Consider the following 19131-nt stretch of genomic DNA (forward strand, 5'->3'; position numbering starts at 1 on the left):
TTTCAATCAATCCAGAAATTCGGGTTTCTGTTTGCTCATATGGGCGGCCATGGCCACACGCAAGTCGGTGGATTGCAGCATGGCGGCGTTCCAGGTAGCGACGTATTCGAGGCCATCATCGATGCGATGGTCGCGCATGTAGCTGATCATCTCCTTGGTGCCGGTGACGGCAATCGGTGACTTGCCCGCAATCTCGCGGGCAATGCCCATGACACCGTCGAGCAGGCTGGCGGTGTCGCTGTAGACGCGATTGACCAGGCCCATGCCACGCGCTTCGTCGGCGCCGAACGAGCGACCAGTGTAAGCCAGTTCACGCAGCATGCCGTCACCAATGATTCGCGGCAAGCGTTGCAGCGTGCCGACGTCGGCGGCCATGCCGATGTCGATTTCCTTGATCGAGAACTGCGCATCTTCGGCGGCGTAACGCATGTCGCACGCGGCGATCAGGTCGATGGCACCGCCCAGGCAGTAACCCTGGATGGCCGCGAGCACCGGTTTGCGGCAGTTGTCGACGGCGTTGAACGACGCCTGCAGGGTGAGGATCTTGCGCCGCAGCAGACGCGCATTACGCCCGACATCCTTGCCCAGTTCATTGGCTACGCCAGCCAGCATCATCAGATCGATGCCCGAGGAAAAGTGTTTGCCGGCGCCGCTGAGGACCACCACGCGCACTTCGTCGGTGTCGTCGATCCACTGGAAGATCTCGACGATTTCGCTCCAGAACGCAGCGTTCATCGAGTTGATCTTTTCCGGGCGATTGATCTGCACATGAGCGATTTTATCGACCAGTTCGACGGTGAACGCGGTGTATTGAGACATGCCGGTGATCCTTTTAGCGGGCAAAAAAGAGACCCGACTATAACAAGGCATGGAGGTGGGCAGTAAGGCAGCGGTTCGGCCAAAAGCGGGACTGCTTTTGGCCATGGGGTGTCTGGGCGGCCCTCTTCGCGAGCAGGCTCGCGCCCACATTTGAAATGCATTCCACTGTGGGAGCGAGCCTGCTCGCGAATGGCCGCAACACCGATTTGAGCTTTGCTTGCACAGAACGCCACAAAAAAATGAATAATTGTTCACGCTGTAGTGTTCAAGTTCAGAGGGTCACCGGCTCTCGACTTTTTCGGTCGGTTCGATGTCCCAACCCTGACACCCGTGGAGCATTTTCCATGATTAGCCGTTATTCGATATTCACCGTTGCGCTGGCATTGGCGACTGTCCTGCCCGGCTCGCCCGCCTGGGCCAACGGCGAAGAAGACACCCCGGCCAAACCCCAGTGCCCCAGAGATCAGGTCTACGACACCAAGTCGCACAAATGCGTCAAGCAGACCAGCAACCGGGTGTCCGATGCGGACCGTACCGATTACGCGTATCAACTGGCCAAGGACGGACGTTACGAAGAAGCGCTGGCATTGCTCGACACGCTCAAGGAACCCGACACCGCCAAGGCCTTGAACTATCGCGGCTACGCTACGCGTAAACTGGGGCGCACCGATGAAGGCATCGGCTTTTACCTGCAATCGGTCAAGCTCGACCCGCACTACGCAAAGGTCCGCGAGTATCTCGGCGAAGCCTACGTCATCAAGGGTCAACTGAATCTCGCCCGGGAACAGTTGCAGACAATCAAATCGATCTGCGGCAACACCACCTGCGAGGAATACCAGGACCTGGCCGAAGCCATCAACGACTCATCGAAAACCTGATATCCCGAAATAACGGAGGCCGTTATCGCCAGCGATCAGGCAATACGGACAGAACTGGGCCAGCACCTGGCGCGTTTGTGGCGCTACGGTCTGCTGCTGTCCCGACAGCGGCACGTCGCCGAAGACCTGGTGCAAGCCACCTGCGTGCGGGCGCTGGAACGGGCCGGGCAATTTGAGTCGGGCACGCGCATGGACCGTTGGCTGATGAGCATTCTGCATTCGATCTGGCTCAATGAGGTGCGTGCGCGGCGGGTGCGTCACGGCCAAGGCACAATAGAGGGTGATGAGGTGTTGTCGTTCGACGGTGAATACGTGGCGCAAACCCATGTCATGGCGGCGCAAGTCATCCGCCGTGTGGATGCGCTGCCTGAAGCCCAGCGCGAAACGGTGTTCCTGGCCTATGTCGAAGGCTTGTCCTACCGCGAAGTCGCCGACGTGCTGCAAGTGCCCATCGGCACCGTCATGAGTCGCCTGGCCGCCGCCCGGGGCAAACTCGCTGAATACCCGCCGTTGCAGTCCGTGTCCAACCCTTCCACCGGAGAACGTCGATGAACGCGCCAATCCCGGATGAGCAACTGGTGGCTTACCTGGACGACCAACTCGACGCCCAACAGCGCCGGCGCATCGACGCGGCCATGGCCGAAGACCCGATGCTCGGCCTGCGCCTGCAATGGCTCAACCGCAGCAGTCTGCCGTTCAAGGCAGCCTACGATGAATTGGGGCACCAGGCGCCAGTGGATCGCCTGCAAGCCATGCTCGACACCCTGCCCTCGCCGGCCCGTCCGGCACTCAATCGCCGCTGGTTCCTGGCGGCCGCGGCCGGGTTGGTCGTGAGTGGCGTGCTGGCGGACCGACTGTTTCTGGGCTGGCAAGCGAGCCAGGAAAATAGTAGCTGGCGCCAATTGGTGGCGGACTACATGGTGCTTTATGTGCCGCAGACCCTTGAACATTTGCCCAACGACGAAGCCGCCCAACGCCTGCAACTGCGCACCATTGACAAGCGCCTGGGCTTGCACCTCGCGCCCACGCAGTTGACCTTGCCCCGCGCCGAATTCAAACGCGCGCAAATCCTCGAATACGACGGCGTCCCCATCGCCCAGATCAACTTCCTCGATCCGATCCATGGACCGATGGCGCTGTGCATCACCCGTTCCAACAGCGGCAGCCGGGACTTCGCCCAGGAACGCCGGCATGAGATGAACATCGTTTACTGGGCTGACAAGGAACATGCGTGGATGTTGATCGGGCGCAACCCGATGGCAGAGCTGGAGGGCATGGCCAAGGCGTTGCGCACCCGCTTAAGTGCGTGATGAGCCCTTTGTAGCGAGGGAGCTCGCTCCCTCGCCGCAGAATCGCCGGCGATCAGACAGACCTGCTGCCAGCTCCAGACTTCACAAGATCCTGCGCCTTCGGAAATTGCCCTGAAGAGTCCAGCACCAACGTGTATTTCACCTTGTCGCCCACCAGAAAATGATCCTGTCCCTCCGGCGTGAGATTGGGGCCGATCCTGACCGCCAGCCTGGAACAACCGTCATCCGGCATGACCATGGCGAACTTCGTCCACAGGGTATCGACCCAGACTAACCTGATCGCGTTGATCGTCCCTTTGCCAATTCTTGTTGTTGGCGCATCCATCTCCACCCTCCAGTCATCAGTGCCTGGTGCGACAGCCTGACTGCACAGGGACCATGAAACGCCTAAATGGCAAAGGTGACTACTGTCAGGTTTGACAGTTCATGTGGTGTCAAACCCGCGTCGGCAACCACAATCTGAACCGCGCCCCGCCCAACGGCGAGGCTTCGACGGTCAAGGTCCCGCCCTGAGCTTCCAGCGCCCGGCGACTGATCGCCAGCCCCAGGCCAAAGCCGCCGGTGGCGCGGTCGCGGCTGCGGTCGAGGCGGTAGAACGGTTCGAAAATCCGCTCGCGCTCGTCATCCGGAATACCGATGCCATCATCGTCCACCCAGATTTCGCAGCCTTTGGGGCATACCTGCACGCCGACCTGGATGCGTTTTTCGCAGTAGCGCATGGCGTTGCGCAAGAGGTTTTGCAAGGCGCGGGCGGTCAGGCGCGGGTCGAGGGTGAAACGTTCGAGCTGGCCGTGCAGCAGCACGTCGATGACGATGTCCGGTGATTGCTCATCGTCGACGCTGCCCAGGATGCTGTCGATGAATTCGTCCAGCGCCACTTCGACCTGTTCCGGCACCCGCGCCGGGTTTTGCAGGCGACTGTAGGACAGCAGCTCCAGCACCAATTCATCGAGCTCGCGAATGTGATCCACCAACCCTTGCAGGCGCTCACGACTGGTGGCCGGCAGGTCGTCGGACAGGGCCAGGGCCAGGCCGAAATCCAGGCGGGTCAAGGGTGTGCGCAATTCGTGGGACACCGCGTTGAGCAGATCGCGCTGCTGGTTCAGCAGGTTTTCGATATCACCGGCCATGGTGTCGAAGACGCGGGCCAGGCTACCGATGTTGGAATGGGTGGGAATCTGCGTGCGCTCACTCAACTGGCCTTTGCCGAAGCGTTCAGCGGTGCCCTTGAGTCGTTCCAGATCGCGCCAGTGCGGACGCAGCCACAGCAGCAGGCACGCGAGCATGGTTGCGCCGATCAGCACGTTGATGCTCCAGTACAACAGGCTGACGTCCATCGGATCCGGCGGCACCACCATTTGCACCACGGTGTGCTCGTCCAATGGCGCCACCGCCAGGGTACGCCAGCCCCAGTCACCGATGCGCACGACGTTCTCGCCACGCTGCAATCGTGCCTGCTCATCCAGGGACAAATCAGGATCGTCATTGGCGCTGAGCACGATGTGCAGTGGATGGAACTCCTTGTCCATTTCCGCCGCCAACGCTGGCCACTCTTCGGTCGGTACCGCCTTGAACTGTTTGACGATGAGGGTTTGCAGCCCTCGGGAGTAATCGAGGTTGTAGGTGAGAAAACGCTCCTGGAACACCTTGATCACCAGGTCCGGCACCAGATAGATCGCTGCGCTGTACGAAATGATCGTCACCAGGTACAGGCGGAACAGGAGTCTGAACATGACCTCAGCATTCCCATTCGGAACGGCTGAACAGGTAACCCTTGCCCCACACGGTTTTGATCTTGCGTGCCTCGCCGGCATGGTCGTCGAATTTTCGCCGCAGCTTGGAGATCGCCACGTCCACCGAACGGTCGGTGCCGTTGAACTCGATGCCGCGCAGGCGTTGCAGGATCTGGTCGCGGCTCAGCACTTCGCCGGCATGCCGGGCCAATACCACCAACAGGTTGTATTCGCCGCTGGACAGCTCCACCGGCTGCTCGCGCCAGGTCACGGTGCGCTCGGACAGGTCGATGCACAGGTTGCCCATCAAGATGCGGTCGTTGGCGGTCTGCGGCTCGCTGAGACTGCTGCGCCGCAGCAAGGTACGCACCCGGGCCAGCAATACCCGCGGTTCGCAGGGTTTGGTGACGTAGTCGTCGGCGCCCATTTCCAGGCCCAGTACCTGATCGTGGCTGTCGTCGCGGGCGGTCAGCATCAGGATCGGCAGTGTCGCGGAATCGGCGCGCAGCAGGCGACAGACTTGCAGGCCGTCGAGACCGGGCAGCATCAGGTCGAGGATCACCAGATCCGGCGGCGTGACCCGCGCCCGCTCGCGCACCTGATCGCCACGGCTGATGACACTGACAGAATAACTGTTGCGTTCCAGGTAGCTGGCGATCAGTTCGGCGAGTGCGGTGTCGTCTTCGACCAGGAGGATGTTGGGCATGGGTGTTTCCAGAAAGTGCAGTGGCACCCGATAGATGTTTTCACGAGCAGGCTCGCTCCCACAGGCGAACGCATTTCAACTGTGAGAGCGGACCTGCTCGCGAAGGCGGTCTGACAGGCGCAATAAATTTCAAGGGTTCAAGGATATACGCCCCCGCACACTCCTGAGTAAAACCCTTACACAATTTCACACAGCGCCAACAAAGCTTCACCGCTACCCTCGCCGCCGACCAGTAGGATGCTGGGGGTCATTATTGGGGTAATACATGTCTAAGAATCTGCTTGCCAGACTCAGCCTTCTGGCCCTGGCGTTGACGTTAAGTGCGTGCGACAAGGCCTCGACCGCCGAAGAACAGGCGCCGTTGGCCAGTGTTCGTGTCGAGACTGTCGAAGCCCGGCCGCTATCGATCACCAGTGAGCTGAGCGGACGCATCGCCGCGCCGCGTATCGCCGAAGTCCGTGCCCGTGTCGCCGGCGTGGTCCTGCAGCGCACCTTCCGCGAAGGCAGCGACGTGAAAAAAGGCGATGTGCTGTTCCGCATCGACCCGGCGCCGTTCAAGGCCGATCTGGACAGTGCCGAAGCAGCGTTGCGCAAGGCCGAAGCCAACGCATTCCAGGCCCGGTTGCAAGAACAGCGTTACGCGCAATTGATCGACGACAAGGCTATCAGCGGCCAGGACTACGACAACGCCCGGGCCACTGCGCGACAGACCGCCGCCGACGTTGCCGCCAGCAAGGCGGCCGTTGAACGGGCGAAACTTAACCTTGGCTACGCCACCGTCACCGCGCCGATTTCCGGACGCATCGGCCGTGCACTGGTCACCGAAGGGGCCCTGGTCGGGCAGAACGAAACCACGCCACTGGCGCTGATTCAGCAACTGAACCCGATCCATGCCGACCTCACTCAATCGACCCGCGAACTCAACGATCTGCGCCGCGCCTTCCGTTCCGGCCAGTTGCAGGAGGTCGGCCAGGGCCAGGCCAAAGCCACGCTGATTCAGGACGATGGCAGCCTCTACCCGTTGCCGGGCAAGTTGCTGTTCAGCGACATCACGGTCGACCCGGGCACCGGCCAGATCATCCTGCGCAGCGAATTCCCCAACCCGGACCTCGATTTGCTGCCCGGTAGTTTTGTGCGGGTGCGCCTGGAGCAAGCGGTCAACCAGCAAGGCATCAGCGTGCCGCAACGGGCGATCCAGCGTGACAGCGCCGGCGTTGCCCAAGTGCTGCTGCTCGATGCCGAACAACGGGTCGGCCAGCAACCGGTGGAACTGGGCGCGGTGCAGAACGATCGCTGGATCGTCACCCGCGGCCTCAAGCCCGGCGACCGCATTGTCATCGAAGGCCTGCAACACGCCAAACCCGGCGAACACGTGCAGATCGACGACTCCCCTCTTCCACTTGCCCAGGTTTCTGGCCAGTAAGCAGGACGCTTGTTTATGCCGCAGTTCTTTATCGACCGCCCGGTGTTCGCCTGGGTGGTCGCCCTGTTCATCTTGCTGGCCGGTGCCCTGGCCATTCCGCAGTTGCCGGTGGCGCAATACCCCGACGTCGCGCCGCCGCAAATCGAAATCTATGCCGTGTACCCCGGTGCTTCGGCGCAGACCGTCGACGAAAGCGTGGTCAGCCTGATCGAGGAAGAGCTCAACGGCGCTGATCACCTGCTGTATTTCGAGTCGCAAAGCAGCCTCGGCAGCGCGACGATCAAGGCGACGTTCCAACCGGGGACCGATCCGGAAATGGCTCAGGTGGATGTGCAGAACCGCTTGAAAGTCGTGGAGTCGCGCCTGCCGCAAGCAGTCAATCAGCAAGGCTTGCAGGTGGAAAAAGTCTCCGCCGGCTTCCTTTTGTTGATCACCCTCACCTCCAGCGACGGCAAGCTCGACGACGTGGCGCTCAGCGACTATCTGGCGCGTAACGTGATGAACGAGATTAAGCGCCTGGACGGTGTCGGCAAGGCCCAGTTGTACGGTGCCGAACGGGCGATGCGCATCTGGATCGACCCGCAGAAACTGATCGGTTTCAACCTGACCCCGGCCGACGTCAACGCCGCCATCGTCGCGCAGAACGCCCAGGTTTCGGCAGGAAGCATCGGTGACTTGCCGAGCCGCACGACCCAGGAAATCACCGCGACCATTCTGGTGAAAGGCCAGCTGTCGACGCCCGAAGAATTCGCCGACATCGCGCTCAAGGCCAACCCGGACGGCTCGACGGTGCGCATCGCCGATGTCGCTCGGGTCGAGATCGGCAGTCAGGAATACCAGTTTTCCACACGCCTGAATGGCAAGCCGTCGACCGCCGTCGGCGTGCAGCTGTCGCCGGGGGCCAATGCCCTGAGCACCGCGACGCGGGTGCGGGCAAAGATGGATGAACTGTCGCGCTACTTCCCGGCCAACGTCGAATACAAGATTCCCTACGACACGTCGCCCTTCGTCAAAGTCTCGATCACCAAAGTGGTCTACACCCTGCTTGAGGCGATGGTGCTGGTGTTCGCGGTGATGTTCCTGTTCCTGCAAAACATCCGCTACACGCTGATCCCGACCCTGGTGGTCCCGGTGGCGTTAATGGGCACCTTTGCGACCATGCTGGCGCTGGGTTTCTCGATCAACGTATTGACCATGTTCGGCATGGTGTTGGCCATCGGCATCCTGGTGGACGATGCGATCGTGGTGGTGGAGAACGTCGAGCGGATCATGGCCACCGAAGGCCTGTCGCCCAGGGATGCGACCCGCAAGGCGATGAAACAGATTACCGGCGCGATCATCGGCATCACCCTGGTGCTGGTGGCGGTGTTCATTCCGATGGCGTTCATGCAGGGTTCGGTCGGGGTGATTTATCGGCAATTCTCGCTGTCCATGGCCACCTCGATTCTGTTCTCGGCCTTCCTCGCCCTGACCTTGACCCCTGCCCTGTGCGCGACGCTGCTCAAGCCCATCGCCAAGGGCGAGCATCATGAAAAAACCGGGTTCTTCGGCGGGTTCAACCGCCGTTTCGAGCGACTCACCACGCGCTATCAAGGCTGGGTCGCCTATGCGTTGAAACGCAGCGGTCGTTATCTGCTGATCTATGGGGTACTGCTGGTGGGGCTGGGGCTGTGCTTCAGTCGTCTGCCCTCCTCGTTCCTGCCGGTGGAAGATCAGGGCTACACCATCACTGACATTCAGCTACCGCCAGGCGCGAGCAAGAACCGCACGGTGCAGGTGGTCGAACAGATCGAAGCGCACAACGCCACGGAACCGGGCGTTGGCGACAGCACGGTGATTCTCGGCTTCAGCTTCTCCGGCAGCGGCCAGAACGCGGCGCTGGCGTTTACCACGCTCAAGGACTGGTCCGAACGTGGCGGCGATGACTCGGCGAGTTCAATTGCCGATCGCGCCAATATCGCCCTGAGCCAGATCAAGGACGCCATGGCCTTCGCAGTCTTGCCGCCCCCGGTGGACGGCCTCGGCACCTCCAGCGGCTTCGAGTTCCGCTTGCAGGACCGTGGCGGCCTCGGTCACGCCACGTTGATGCGCGCGCGCACCGAGCTGCTGGCGGCCGCCGAGAAGAGCCCGATCCTGATGAACGTGCGCGAAAGCGCCCTGGCCGAAGCACCGCAAGTGCAGCTGATCGTCGACCGCAAACAGGCGTATGCGCTGGGTGTGTCCTTCGCCGATATCGGCAGTGTGCTGAACACCGCCGTCGGTTCCGCCTACATCAACGACTTCCCCAATCAGGGGCGCATGCAGCGGGTGGTGGTGCAGGCTGAGGGTGATCAACGCAGCCAGGTCGAGGACTTGCTGAAGATCCACGTGCGCAACAACGCCGGGAACATGGTGCCGCTGTCGGCGTTTGTCCAGGCGAAATGGACCCAGGGGCCGGCGCAGCTGACCCGCTACAACGGCTATCCGGCGATCAGCATTTCCGGCGAACCAAAGGCTGGATACAGCACGGGTGAAGCCATGGCCGAAATCGAGCGCCTGGTTTCACTTGGCCCGGCGGGATTGGGCCAGGAATGGACCGGCCTGTCGTTACAGGAACGCCTGTCTGGCAGTCAGGCGCCGATCCTGCTCGGCTTGTCGTTGCTGATCGTGTTCCTGTGCCTGGCGGCGTTGTACGAGAGTTGGTCGATACCGACCTCGGTGCTTTTAGTGGTGCCGCTGGGTGTGCTCGGCGCGGTCTTGGCCGTGACGTTGCGTGGCATGCCCAACGACGTGTTCTTCAAGGTCGGTTTGATCACCATCATCGGTCTGTCGGCGAAAAACGCGATCCTGATCATCGAGTTCGCCAAGAGTCTGGTCGACGAAGGCCACGACCTGATCGACGCCACGCTGCAAGCCTCGCGCCTGCGTTTGCGGCCGATCGTCATGACCTCCCTGGCGTTCATCCTCGGCGTGGTCCCGCTGGCGATTGCCACCGGCGCCAGCTCGGCAAGCCAGCAAGCCATCGGCACCGGGGTGATCGGCGGCATGATCACCGCGACCCTGGCGGTGGTGTTTGTGCCGGTGTTTTTTGTGGTGGTGATGAAGCTCGTGCGCAGGCGCCACCGGCAGGCTTAAGCCACATCGCCGCCCCACTGTGGGAGCGAGCCTGCTCGCGAAAGCGGTCTACCAGTCAACATGAGTGTTGGATGTGACGACCTCTTCGCGAGCAGGCTCGCTCCCACAAGGGTTCTCATGGCGTTCGGGAATATGGCCACACTCGACCGCGCTGGACTAAGGTGTCTGCAAGCCCCCGACTCATCGAGCCTCCATGCCCTACCTCACCCACACCCACCCTCGCCTGTCCGCCGCTGCCACCCTGGGCATCGCCGCGGGCATTCTGATTCCCGTCGATTCAATCATCAGCAAAATCCTCATTGGCTGGAACGTCGGGGTCTGGACTTATCTGATGCTGATGTTCTGGCTCACCGTACGCTCCAAAGCCCCGGACGTGAAACGCATTGCCGAGATCGAAGACGAAAACGCCGGACTGGTGCTGTTGATCGTGTGCATCGCCGCCATCGCCAGCCTGGCAACCATCGCCTTCGAACTGGCCGGCAGCAAAGACCTGGAAACCACCCGCAAACTGCTGCATTACGGATTCACCGCGCTGACGGTACTCGGTTCGTGGCTGTTGATCGGGGTGATTTTCAGCGTGCACTACGCGCGGTTGTTCTACACCTGGGACGGCAAGGAACCGGCGCTGCGCTTTGCCGAAGGATTGACCACGCCCAACTACTGGGATTTTTTGTACTTCTCGTTCACCCTCAGCGTGGCGGTACAAACATCGGATGTCGGCGTGGCGACTCGGGAGTTGCGCAAGATTGTGCTGGCGCAATCGCTGATCGGCTTTCTGTTCAATACGGCGATTCTCGGGTTTTCGATCAACATCGCCGCCGGACTGTTCAACTGACCTTTGTGCACAAACGTTCTAGTCATTGCCCCCGCTGCAGGCGTTAAATGACTCGGTAATCCGTCCCGCAGGTGCCACATGACCTCTCACAACTGGATCGACCTGGCCCAGGACGCCGATACCGGCATCGAGACGCTGCGCGCGCATTTCGAGGGTCACGCCTACGATCCGCACTGGCATGACAGCTATCTGGTGGGCATCACCGAGCAAGGGGTGCAGCAATTCAACTGTCGGCGAGCCAGGCATCAGAGCACGCCAGGCAAAGTGTTCCTGCTCGAACCCGGTGACATCCACGACGGCGAAGCGCCGACGGTCGACGGGTTTACCTACCGCACGTTGTACCTCGATCCGCAGTGGTTGAAGCGCGAACTCAGCGCTGTGTTCGACAGCGCGCCCGACCAGGGTGAGTTGAGCTTCGCCAACACACTGGCGATCGACGTGCGTCTGGCCCACGCCACGCGCCTGGCGTTCGAAGCCTTGCATCGGGGCGAGCTGAAGATCGTTCGCCAGACCGCCCTCGACGGCTTGCTTGAACGCCTCACGGCGCACCTGCACTGGCGCGCCCGTTATGCCAACGACCCGCGCTTGCCGCTGGTGGCGCAAAAGGCTCGGGACTTTCTGCACGCCCATGCCCACGAAGACATCGGCCTCGACCAGGTGGCCGCCGCCGCAGGGGTCGACCGCTTCCGCCTGACCCGCGCCTTCAAGGCCGCCTATGGCATCGCTCCCCACGCTTATCTGGTGCAATTGCGACTGGCCACGGCCCGGCGGATGCTGGCCCGGGGCGAGCAGCCGGCGGCGGTGGCCATGGCGCTGGGTTTTGCTGATCAGAGTCATCTGGGACGCTGGTTCGTGCGCGCCTACGGCCTGACGCCGGCGCTGTACCGCAAGCGCTGCTCAAACCTTCCAGACAGATAGCCCTGGCAATGGTGAAGATCCACTCATTGATCTTCACCGGAGTTTGCCTGCGATGCTGTCTTCTTTCCCGACGTTTCTGCCCTTCCTGCTGTTTGCCTTCGTGGCGTCTATCACACCCGGCCCGACCAATATTCTGGTGCTGAGCAACAGTGCCCGATTCGGTATGGCCGCCACGGTTCCCATCATCGTTGGCGCTTGTGCCAGCGCGGCGATCCTTGTGCTGCTGGTCGGTATGGGAGCGGGTTCATCATTGAGCTCCCGGCCCGTCGTGCAAACCGCGATGCAGTGGGTCGGCGTGGCCTGGTTGAGTTACCTGGCGTGGCAAATTTTCAGCGCCCCGGCCATAGCCGTTACTTCGCAAAAAACCACAGCCCGCCTCGGCGCCTGGGGCGCTGCCAGCCTGCAATGGATCAACCCGAAAACCTGGATGATGGCGCTGGCCGTGGTCAGCGTGTTTGCCGGCACGGGAGAAGATCGCCTGGCACATGTGCTGTATCTGTCCCTGGCTTTTTTTCTGATCTCGCTGCCGTGTCTGGGTGTCTGGGGGTTGCTCGGCGCAGGCTCCAGCCACTGGTTGCGCTCGCCTCGCGCCATGCAGAGGTTCAATCGCTGCATGGCCCTGTTGTTGCTGGGTTCGGCATGGTTAAGCGTTTTGGCTTGAAGCCCATTTGTCGGGCAATCACTCACGCGGGGCTTGACGGCGAATCTGCTTTTGGTGTCTTCTGAAACCGGTTTCAGTGCGACTTCACAGCGCACCCGACCGTATAAATCCAATAAGAAGGTTTCAACCCGTGAACGATTTCTCCGCCGCCCAGCGCAGCCGCGTCACCATGCTCGATGTGGCCGAACACGCCAAGGTCTCCAAGGCCAGCGTGTCGCGGTTCATCGGTGACGACCGCGCCCTGCTCTCCGACGCCATTGCCCAGCGCATCGAACAGGCGATTGCCGAATTGGGCTATCGGCCGAACCAGATGGCTCGCGGCCTGAAACGCGGGCGCACCCGCCTGATCGGCATGCTGGTGGCCGATATCCGTAATCCTTATTCGATTGCCGTGATGCATGGGGTGGAGACCGCCTGCCGGCAGCACGGCTACAGCCTCGTGGTGTGCAACACCGACCGCGACGACGAGCAGGAACGCCAGCACCTGGCCCTGCTGCGCTCGTACAACATCGAAGGCCTGATCGTGAACACCCTCGGCCATCACCGCGACGAATTGCACGAACTGCACCGGGAAATGCCGCTGGTGCTGGTGGATCGCAAGGTCGAGCACCTTGAGAGCGATATGGTCGGGCTGGACAACCCGCAAGCCGTCGACATGGCCCTCACGCATCTTGAGGAGCGTGGCTATCGTGATGTGCTGCTGGTGACTGAACCGTTTGACGGCACCAGTTCGCGGATTGAACGTGTGAGCCGATTCAAAGCGCAGATCGCACAGCGCTCGACGCTGAGCGGATCAATCGTCGAAACCGGCAGCGAGCTGACCGCCAACCTCAAATCCTTCCTCGACGCCCCTGGCCCCGGCCCGAAAGCGCTGTTCTGTGCCAACGGCATTGCGGCGCTGGCCAGCACCCATGCCTTGCGTGAACTCCAGTGCAAGCTGTTTGAAGACGTGGGTTTGATTGCCCTGGATGATCTGGATTGGTACCCGCTGGTGGGCAGCGGCATCACCGCCCTCGCCCAGCCGACGCAAGAGATTGGCGCGAGTGCGTTTGAGTGTCTGCTCAAGCGTTTGCGCGGGGATGACGGGCCGGTGCGGACCCTGGATTTTTCGGCGCGGTTGATTGTGCGGGGGTCGACCCGCTGGATTTCTCGGTGATTGTTCGGGCCTGCTCGCGAAGAGGCCCGAAAGAACAACACCTATTTTTTTGAACAAAAATGAAACCGGTTTCAGAGGTAGAAAAAAAATGAACAAACCCGCCGTCTCCATCAGTCTATCCAGCTACGGCGCCGATCTGGTACGCCAGCGTGGCCAGGGCAGCTTCATCGAAATACTGGCCGCCGCCGGCGCCAATCGCATCGAATGGCGCGAAGAATTGCTGACAGACGAAGATCCTGCACAACTGTCCGAGGCTACTCGTACCCAAGGGCTTGAAAGCGTGTATTCCTCGCCCATGGAGCTGTGGCTGGCCGGCCAGTCGAAGCCCAACCCCGAACTGATCAACGCCCTGCAACGCGCCCAAACCTTCGGTGCCAAATGGCTGAAGGTTTCACTGGGCTACTTCACCGACAACAACGACCTGCAAATCCTGGCCCGCGTCCTGGGGCAAAGCCCGGTGCAGTTGCTGGTGGAAAACGACCAGACCCTCCACGGCGGCCGCATCGAACCTTTCCAGCGTTTTTTCACTGAAGTCGAGCAGCACAGGCTGCCCATCAAGATGACCTTCGATATCGGCAACTGGCACTGGCAGGATCAGTCCGCCGCCAGCGCCGCGCGGCTGCTCGGCCGCCATGTTGGCTATGTGCATTGCAAGGCCGTGTCACGGCGGGCCGACAGCAAACTGGTCGCCATACCACCGGCTGCCAGCGACCTGCATCTGTGGGAACAACTGCTGCGGCATATGCCCCAAGGCGTGATGCGCGCCGCTGAATATCCGCTGCAAGGCGATGACCTGGTGCAGCTCACCACCGAGCATGTCGCCGTCCTCTCCTGCCTCGGTCAGCCACAGCTGGAGAGCGCCCATGTCTGAGATCGATATTCTGTCGTTCGGCGAAACCATGGCGATGTTCGTTGCCGATCAGAACGGCGACCTGGCCAAGGTCCAGCATTTCCACAAACGCATTGCCGGGGCCGACAGCAACGTCGCCATAGGTCTGTCACGCCTGGGTTTCAAGGTGGCGTGGTTGAGCCGGGTCGGTGATGATTCACTGGGGCGGTTCGTGGTCGATACGCTGCAAAGAGAAGGCCTGGACTGCACCCATGTCGTGACCGACACCGCGCACCCCACCGGCTTTCAACTCAAGTCGCGCACCGACGACGGCGACGATCCCCGGGTCGAGTACTTCCGTCGTGGGTCGGCGGCCAGTCACCTGTCTCCGCAGTCGATCGTTGCCGGATTGCTCAAGGCGCGGCACCTGCACGCCACCGGCATTCCTGCGGCGCTGTCCGCCAGCGCGCGGGAAATGTCCTTCGAGCTGATGACCCGTATGCGCGACGCCGGGCGCAGCGTGTCCTTCGACCCCAACCTGCGCCCGAGCCTGTGGGCCAGTACGCAACAGATGATCAGCGAAATCAACCGCCTCGCCGCCCTCGCCCACTGGGTGCTGCCGGGCTTGAGTGAAGGTCGTTTGCTGACCGGCTTCGAAGACCCGGCCGACATTGCCGCGTTCTACCTTGACCAAGGTGTCGAAGCAGTGGCGATCAAGCTTGGCCCGCACGGCGCTTATTACCGCACGCATCTGGACGAAGGCTTCGTCGCAGGCGTTGCGGTGGAAACGGTGGTCGACACCGTCGGTGCCGGCGATGGTTTTGCCGTGGGCATGATCAGCGCGCTGCTGGAAAACCACAGCATGGCCGACGCTGTGAAGCGCGCCAACTGGGTGGGCAGCCGGGCGGTGCAGAGTCGGGGGGATATGGAGGGGTTGCCGACCCGGGCCGAGATGTCCGTCGAATTCGAAACCGCCATTCGCGAGCAGGCTCGCTCCCACAAGGACACCACCGTACCTGTGGGAGCGAGCCTGCTCTCGAAGGCGTCAGTCCAGTCAATAGAGATTTAAACCGTTACCTGCTGCGACAAAAACAACAAGCTCAGGAGCACCACCCATGAAAACCGCAACCCTCGCCACCCGCCGCTGGTGGTACATCATGCCCATCGTGTTCATCACCTACAGCCTGGCGTACCTGGACCGCGCCAACTACGGCTTCGCCGCCGCATCCGGCATGGCCGCCGACCTGATGATCACCCCGGGCCTGTCGTCGATGCTCGGCGCGCTGTTCTTCCTCGGCTACTTCTTCTTCCAGGTGCCGGGGGCGATCTACGCGCAAAAGCACAGCGTGAAGAAGCTGATCTTCGTCAGCCTGATCCTCTGGGGCAGCCTGGCGACCCTGACCGGGATCGTCTCCAATGCTTACTGGCTGATCGTCATCCGCTTCATGCTCGGCGTGGTCGAGGCCGCGGTGATGCCGGCGATGCTGATTTACCTGTGCCACTGGTTCACCCGTGCCGAACGCTCGCGGGCCAACACCTTCCTGATCCTCGGCAACCCGGTGACCATGCTCTGGATGTCGGTGGTGTCGGGCTATCTGGTGCAGCATTACAGCTGGCGCTGGATGTTCATCATCGAAGGCTTGCCGGCAGTGTTCTGGGCGTTCATCTGGTGGAAGCTGGCCGATGATCGCCCAGCCCAGGCCAAGTGGCTCAACGACCAGGAAAAACACGACCTGGAAAGCGCCCTCGCCGCCGAACAGGTGGGCATCAAGGCCGTTAAGAACTACGCCGAAGCCTTCCGTTCGCCGAAAGTGATCATCCTGGCCTTGCAGTTTTTCTGCTGGAGCATCGGTGTTTATGGCTTCGTGCTGTGGCTGCCGTCGATCCTCAAGGCCGGTGCGCAGATGGACATGGTCGAAGCCGGCTGGCTCTCGGCGCTGCCGTATCTGGCGGCGGTGATCGGCATGTTGCTGGTGTCCTGGGGCTCGGACAAATTGCAGAAGCGCAAACGCTTCGTCTGGCCGCCGCTGCTGATCGCCTCGATTGCCTTCTACGGCTCCTACGCCCTGGGTGCCGAACACTTCTGGTGGTCCTACACCCTGCTGGTGATTGCCGGTGCCTGCATGTATGCACCCTACGGGCCGTTCTTCGCGATCATCCCGGAAATCCTTCCGGCCAACGTCGCCGGTGGCGCCATGGCGCTGATCAACAGCATGGGCGCCCTCGGCTCGTTTGGCGGGTCCTGGCTGGTCGGTTACCTGAACAGTTCCACCGGCTCGCCCGGCGCCTCGTACCTGTTGATGAGCGGTGCGCTGATGCTCTCGGTGGTGCTGACGATTGTCCTCAAGCCCGGCGCCAGTGACCGCGAACGGCCCCCGGTTACTGTGACCCGCCCTGCCCACCCTTGAATTGAAGGAGAGAACCCACGATGAAAAAGCAGGTTGTGCTGTACAAGAAACTCTCGCCGTCGCTGATGGCCCGCCTTCAGGAACAGGCCGAGGTAACGCTGATCGACAGCCTCGATGCCGATGGCTTGAACCGATTGCGTGCCGCCCTGCCCCATGCCCAGGGCTTGCTCGGCGCCAGCCTGAAACTGGACGCGCAACTACTGGACCTGGCACCGAATCTGGAGGCCATCGCCAGCGTCTCGGTGGGCGTCGACAACTACGACATCGACTACCTCACCGAGCGGCGCATCCTGCTCACCAACACCCCGGACGTGCTCACCGAAACCACTGCCGACACCGGCTTCGCCCTGATCCTGGCAGCCGCCCGGCGCGTGGTGGAGCTGGCGAACCTGGTTCGCGCCGGCCACTGGCAGCGCAACATCGGTCCCGCGCACTTTGGTACCGATGTGCACGGCAAGACCCTGGGCATCATCGGCATGGGGCGGATCGGTGAAGCCTTGGCCCAGCGCGGGCATTTCGGGTTCGGCATGCCGGTGATCTATCACAGCCATTCGCCGAAACCGGCAGTGGAACAGCGGTTCAATGCGCAGTACCGCAGCTTGTCGGCGCTATTGCAGCAGGCGGATTTCGTTTGCCTGACCTTGCCGCTGACCGCTGAAACCGAAGGATTGATTGGCGCGCAGCAGTTTGCTCAGATGCGGCCGGAGACGATCTTCATCAATATTTCACGGGGCAAGGTGGTGGATGAAGCGGCGCTGATCGAGGCGTTGCGCTCGGGGCAGATTCGGGCGGCCGGGCTGGATGTGTTCGAGCGCGAGCCGCTTGACCCGGATTCGCCGTTGTTGCAGTTGGATAACGTGGTGGCGACTCCGCACATCGGTTCGGCGACCCATGAGACGCGGGAAGCCATGGCCAGGTGTGCCGTGGACAATTTGTTGGCGGCGCTGTCGGGGGAGCGACCAGGGAATTTGGTGAATGACAGGGCCTGGAAGGCTTGAGAATCTCTTTGCTTGTCAGGCCGCCCTCGCGAGCAGGCTCGCTCCCACATTTGATCTGCGGCGTTAACCGATCCCCTGTGGGAGCGAGCCCGCTCGCGAAGAGGCCGGCAGCGGCAACACACAACTTTCAGGCCCGGCGAGCTTCCAGAAGGTCGATCGCACACAATGCTATCCGCCGACAGGCATCCGCCAGTTTCGGTCGGTCCACCACCAACCCGATGCGAATATGCCCCGCCGCGCTTGGCCCGAAGGCCTCACCGGCCAACACCGACACGCCATAGCCTTCCAGCAGCCGCTCGGCGAAGTGTTGGGCGGACAATCCGGTCGGGCGCACATCGACCATCACGAACATGCCGCCATCCGGTTGAATGGCACGGATGCCCGGACAATGGTTGAGACTTGCACACACCAGGTCACGCCGCCGGCGATACTCTTCGCGCATCAACGCCACCTCAGGCAAATCCTCATCCATCGCCAGTTGCGCGGCGTTTTGAATGAACTCGGGAATCCCGAACAGCATGCACAACGACAGATGTTCCAAGTGATCGGCCAAGGGTGGCGGCCCGATCATCCAGCCCACCCGCCAGCCGCTCATGGCGTGGGATTTGGACAAACTGTTGATCGTCACGGTGCGTTCAGCCATGCCCGGCAGGCTGGCAGGGCTGATGTGTTCGCCCTCGTACAACAAATCGCTGTAGACCTCGTCGCTGATCAGCCACAGGTCGTGACGAATGCACAATGCCGCCAATGCCTTCCAGATCGATAGCGGCAAACTGGCACCGGAAGGGTTGTTGGGACTGTTGAGCAGAACGGCGCGGGTCCTGGACGTGATCAAGGCTGCGACATCCTCGGGATCAACCCGAAAGCCTTTCTCCGGCCGTACCGCCACCGGCAGCACTTTCGCGCCGATGGCACCGAACACGCCTTCATACGTGACGTACATCGGTTCGGCGACAATCACTTCATCGCCGGGGTCGAGCAGGCATTGCGCGACCGAGTACACCGCGCACTGGGCGCCGGGAAACACAATCACATGCCCGGCCTCAACCACCTGGCCGCTGCGCTGTGTGTGTCGACGGGCGATGCTGCTGCGCAATCCTTGGGTACCGCGCACGGGAGGATAGTGAGTGTCACCGGCTACAAGGCTGTCGATGGCGGCCCGGACGATGGACCGTGGCGTATCGAAGTCAGGATCGCCGATCGACAACAGCAGCACATCGACGCCCCGTTCGCGCAACTCCAGCGCTCGATCATGAATCCGCCAGGCCGCTGCTCCGTCACCGGCGATTCGTTGGGTCAAGGCTGAATAGCGCATGTCGTTCTCCATTCGCGCGGGTTCCAGC

At 61.8% G+C, this 19131-nt stretch carries 18 protein-coding genes; 13 read left to right on the plus strand and 5 right to left on the minus strand.

Annotated features, from left to right (window positions below; genetic code table 11):
• Positions 1–6 precede the first annotated feature (6 nt).
• Positions 7–819 (minus strand): crotonase/enoyl-CoA hydratase family protein, encoded by an 813-nt coding sequence (locus tag AC07ZE_RS15680; RefSeq protein WP_207265617.1) that lies wholly within the window; start codon positions 817–819, stop codon positions 7–9.
• A 344-nt stretch (positions 820–1163) separates the two neighbouring features.
• On the opposite strand from AC07ZE_RS15680, the gene AC07ZE_RS15685 reads away from it, so the two are divergent.
• The 3 genes from AC07ZE_RS15685 (at position 1164) to AC07ZE_RS15695 (ending at position 3007) form a co-directional block, all read left to right on the plus strand.
• Positions 1164–1697 (plus strand): tetratricopeptide repeat protein, encoded by a 534-nt coding sequence (locus AC07ZE_RS15685; RefSeq protein ID WP_207265618.1) that lies wholly within the window; start codon positions 1164–1166, stop codon positions 1695–1697.
• A gap of 66 nt (positions 1698–1763) precedes the next feature.
• The gene (locus tag AC07ZE_RS15690; RefSeq protein ID WP_259332029.1) at positions 1764–2249 is read left to right on the plus strand and encodes an RNA polymerase sigma factor; all 486 of its coding nucleotides are present in this window, start codon (positions 1764–1766) and stop codon (positions 2247–2249) included.
• Entirely contained in the window at positions 2246–3007 is a 762-nt protein-coding gene (locus AC07ZE_RS15695) for an anti-sigma factor family protein (RefSeq protein WP_207265619.1), read from the plus strand. Before AC07ZE_RS15690 ends, AC07ZE_RS15695 begins: the two co-directional genes overlap by 4 nt.
• A gap of 52 nt (positions 3008–3059) precedes the next feature.
• Here the strand turns inward: AC07ZE_RS15695 and AC07ZE_RS15700 are convergent, their stop codons facing one another.
• The 3 genes from AC07ZE_RS15700 to AC07ZE_RS15710 form a co-directional block, all read right to left on the minus strand.
• Positions 3060–3332, minus strand: a complete 273-nt coding sequence (locus AC07ZE_RS15700; protein ID WP_207265620.1) for a hypothetical protein — start codon at positions 3330–3332, stop codon at positions 3060–3062.
• 109 nt (positions 3333–3441) lie between these two features.
• Entirely contained in the window at positions 3442–4740 is a 1299-nt protein-coding gene (locus AC07ZE_RS15705; protein ID WP_207265621.1) for an ATP-binding protein, read from the minus strand.
• Positions 4741–4744: 4 nt separating this feature from the next.
• Positions 4745–5446, minus strand: a complete 702-nt coding sequence (locus AC07ZE_RS15710) for a response regulator (protein WP_207265622.1) — start codon at positions 5444–5446, stop codon at positions 4745–4747.
• Between the two features lie 265 nt (positions 5447–5711).
• On the opposite strand from AC07ZE_RS15710, the gene AC07ZE_RS15715 reads away from it, so the two are divergent.
• The 10 genes from AC07ZE_RS15715 to AC07ZE_RS15760 all read left to right on the plus strand — a co-directional run bounded on the left by AC07ZE_RS15715 (position 5712) and on the right by AC07ZE_RS15760 (position 17788).
• A complete protein-coding gene (locus AC07ZE_RS15715; protein WP_207265623.1) occupies positions 5712–6869 on the plus strand; it encodes an efflux RND transporter periplasmic adaptor subunit in 1158 nt (385 codons plus the stop codon).
• A gap of 15 nt (positions 6870–6884) precedes the next feature.
• Positions 6885–9983: a multidrug efflux RND transporter permease subunit gene (locus tag AC07ZE_RS15720; RefSeq protein WP_207265624.1), complete on the plus strand. Its 3099-nt coding sequence runs from the start codon at positions 6885–6887 to the stop codon at positions 9981–9983.
• A 193-nt stretch (positions 9984–10176) separates the two neighbouring features.
• On the plus strand, positions 10177–10818 hold the full coding sequence (locus AC07ZE_RS15725) for a DUF1345 domain-containing protein (RefSeq protein WP_207265625.1): 642 nt from the start codon (positions 10177–10179) through the stop codon (positions 10816–10818).
• A 78-nt stretch (positions 10819–10896) separates the two neighbouring features.
• Entirely contained in the window at positions 10897–11736 is an 840-nt protein-coding gene (locus tag AC07ZE_RS15730; protein WP_207265626.1) for an AraC family transcriptional regulator, read from the plus strand.
• A 52-nt stretch (positions 11737–11788) separates the two neighbouring features.
• Positions 11789–12397: a LysE family translocator gene (locus AC07ZE_RS15735; protein WP_207265627.1), complete on the plus strand. Its 609-nt coding sequence runs from the start codon at positions 11789–11791 to the stop codon at positions 12395–12397.
• A gap of 130 nt (positions 12398–12527) precedes the next feature.
• Entirely contained in the window at positions 12528–13553 is a 1026-nt protein-coding gene (locus AC07ZE_RS15740; RefSeq protein WP_310650371.1) for a LacI family DNA-binding transcriptional regulator, read from the plus strand.
• An 88-nt stretch (positions 13554–13641) separates the two neighbouring features.
• Positions 13642–14424, plus strand: a complete 783-nt coding sequence (locus AC07ZE_RS15745) for a sugar phosphate isomerase/epimerase family protein (RefSeq protein ID WP_207265628.1) — start codon at positions 13642–13644, stop codon at positions 14422–14424.
• Positions 14417–15451, plus strand: a complete 1035-nt coding sequence (locus AC07ZE_RS15750; protein ID WP_207265629.1) for a sugar kinase — start codon at positions 14417–14419, stop codon at positions 15449–15451. Before AC07ZE_RS15745 ends, AC07ZE_RS15750 begins: the two co-directional genes overlap by 8 nt.
• A 46-nt stretch (positions 15452–15497) precedes the next feature.
• On the plus strand, positions 15498–16790 hold the full coding sequence (locus tag AC07ZE_RS15755) for an MFS transporter (RefSeq protein WP_207265630.1): 1293 nt from the start codon (positions 15498–15500) through the stop codon (positions 16788–16790).
• Between the two features lie 20 nt (positions 16791–16810).
• Positions 16811–17788, plus strand: a complete 978-nt coding sequence (locus tag AC07ZE_RS15760) for a 2-hydroxyacid dehydrogenase (protein ID WP_207265631.1) — start codon at positions 16811–16813, stop codon at positions 17786–17788.
• Positions 17789–17915: 127 nt separating this feature from the next.
• On the opposite strand, the gene AC07ZE_RS15765 is transcribed toward AC07ZE_RS15760, so the two are convergent.
• Positions 17916–19103 (minus strand): pyridoxal phosphate-dependent aminotransferase, encoded by a 1188-nt coding sequence (locus tag AC07ZE_RS15765; RefSeq protein ID WP_207265632.1) that lies wholly within the window; start codon positions 19101–19103, stop codon positions 17916–17918.
• Positions 19104–19131: the final 28 nt, after the last annotated feature.

The organism is Pseudomonas sp. GW101-3H06 (genome assembly GCF_059424605.1).

Excerpts from the sequence above, each read along its gene's own strand:
- AC07ZE_RS15720 (WP_207265624.1), top strand. The coding sequence starts at position 6,885 with ATGCCGCAGTTCTTTATCGACCGCCCGGTGTTCGCCTGGGTGGTCGCC.
- AC07ZE_RS15705 (WP_207265621.1), bottom strand. The coding sequence starts at position 4,740 with ATGTTCAGACTCCTGTTCCGCCTGTACCTGGTGACGATCATTTCGTAC.
- AC07ZE_RS15760 (WP_207265631.1), top strand. The coding sequence starts at position 16,811 with ATGAAAAAGCAGGTTGTGCTGTACAAGAAACTCTCGCCGTCGCTGATG.
- AC07ZE_RS15700 (WP_207265620.1), bottom strand. The coding sequence starts at position 3,332 with ATGGATGCGCCAACAACAAGAATTGGCAAAGGGACGATCAACGCGATC.
- AC07ZE_RS15730 (WP_207265626.1), top strand. The coding sequence starts at position 10,897 with ATGACCTCTCACAACTGGATCGACCTGGCCCAGGACGCCGATACCGGC.
- AC07ZE_RS15750 (WP_207265629.1), top strand. The coding sequence starts at position 14,417 with ATGTCTGAGATCGATATTCTGTCGTTCGGCGAAACCATGGCGATGTTC.
- AC07ZE_RS15745 (WP_207265628.1), top strand. The coding sequence starts at position 13,642 with ATGAACAAACCCGCCGTCTCCATCAGTCTATCCAGCTACGGCGCCGAT.
- AC07ZE_RS15710 (WP_207265622.1), bottom strand. The coding sequence starts at position 5,446 with ATGCCCAACATCCTCCTGGTCGAAGACGACACCGCACTCGCCGAACTG.
- AC07ZE_RS15715 (WP_207265623.1), top strand. The coding sequence starts at position 5,712 with ATGTCTAAGAATCTGCTTGCCAGACTCAGCCTTCTGGCCCTGGCGTTG.
- AC07ZE_RS15755 (WP_207265630.1), top strand. The coding sequence starts at position 15,498 with ATGAAAACCGCAACCCTCGCCACCCGCCGCTGGTGGTACATCATGCCC.
- AC07ZE_RS15735 (WP_207265627.1), top strand. The coding sequence starts at position 11,789 with ATGCTGTCTTCTTTCCCGACGTTTCTGCCCTTCCTGCTGTTTGCCTTC.
- AC07ZE_RS15680 (WP_207265617.1), bottom strand. The coding sequence starts at position 819 with ATGTCTCAATACACCGCGTTCACCGTCGAACTGGTCGATAAAATCGCT.
- AC07ZE_RS15765 (WP_207265632.1), bottom strand. The coding sequence starts at position 19,103 with ATGCGCTATTCAGCCTTGACCCAACGAATCGCCGGTGACGGAGCAGCG.
- AC07ZE_RS15695 (WP_207265619.1), top strand. The coding sequence starts at position 2,246 with ATGAACGCGCCAATCCCGGATGAGCAACTGGTGGCTTACCTGGACGAC.
- AC07ZE_RS15725 (WP_207265625.1), top strand. The coding sequence starts at position 10,177 with ATGCCCTACCTCACCCACACCCACCCTCGCCTGTCCGCCGCTGCCACC.
- AC07ZE_RS15685 (WP_207265618.1), top strand. The coding sequence starts at position 1,164 with ATGATTAGCCGTTATTCGATATTCACCGTTGCGCTGGCATTGGCGACT.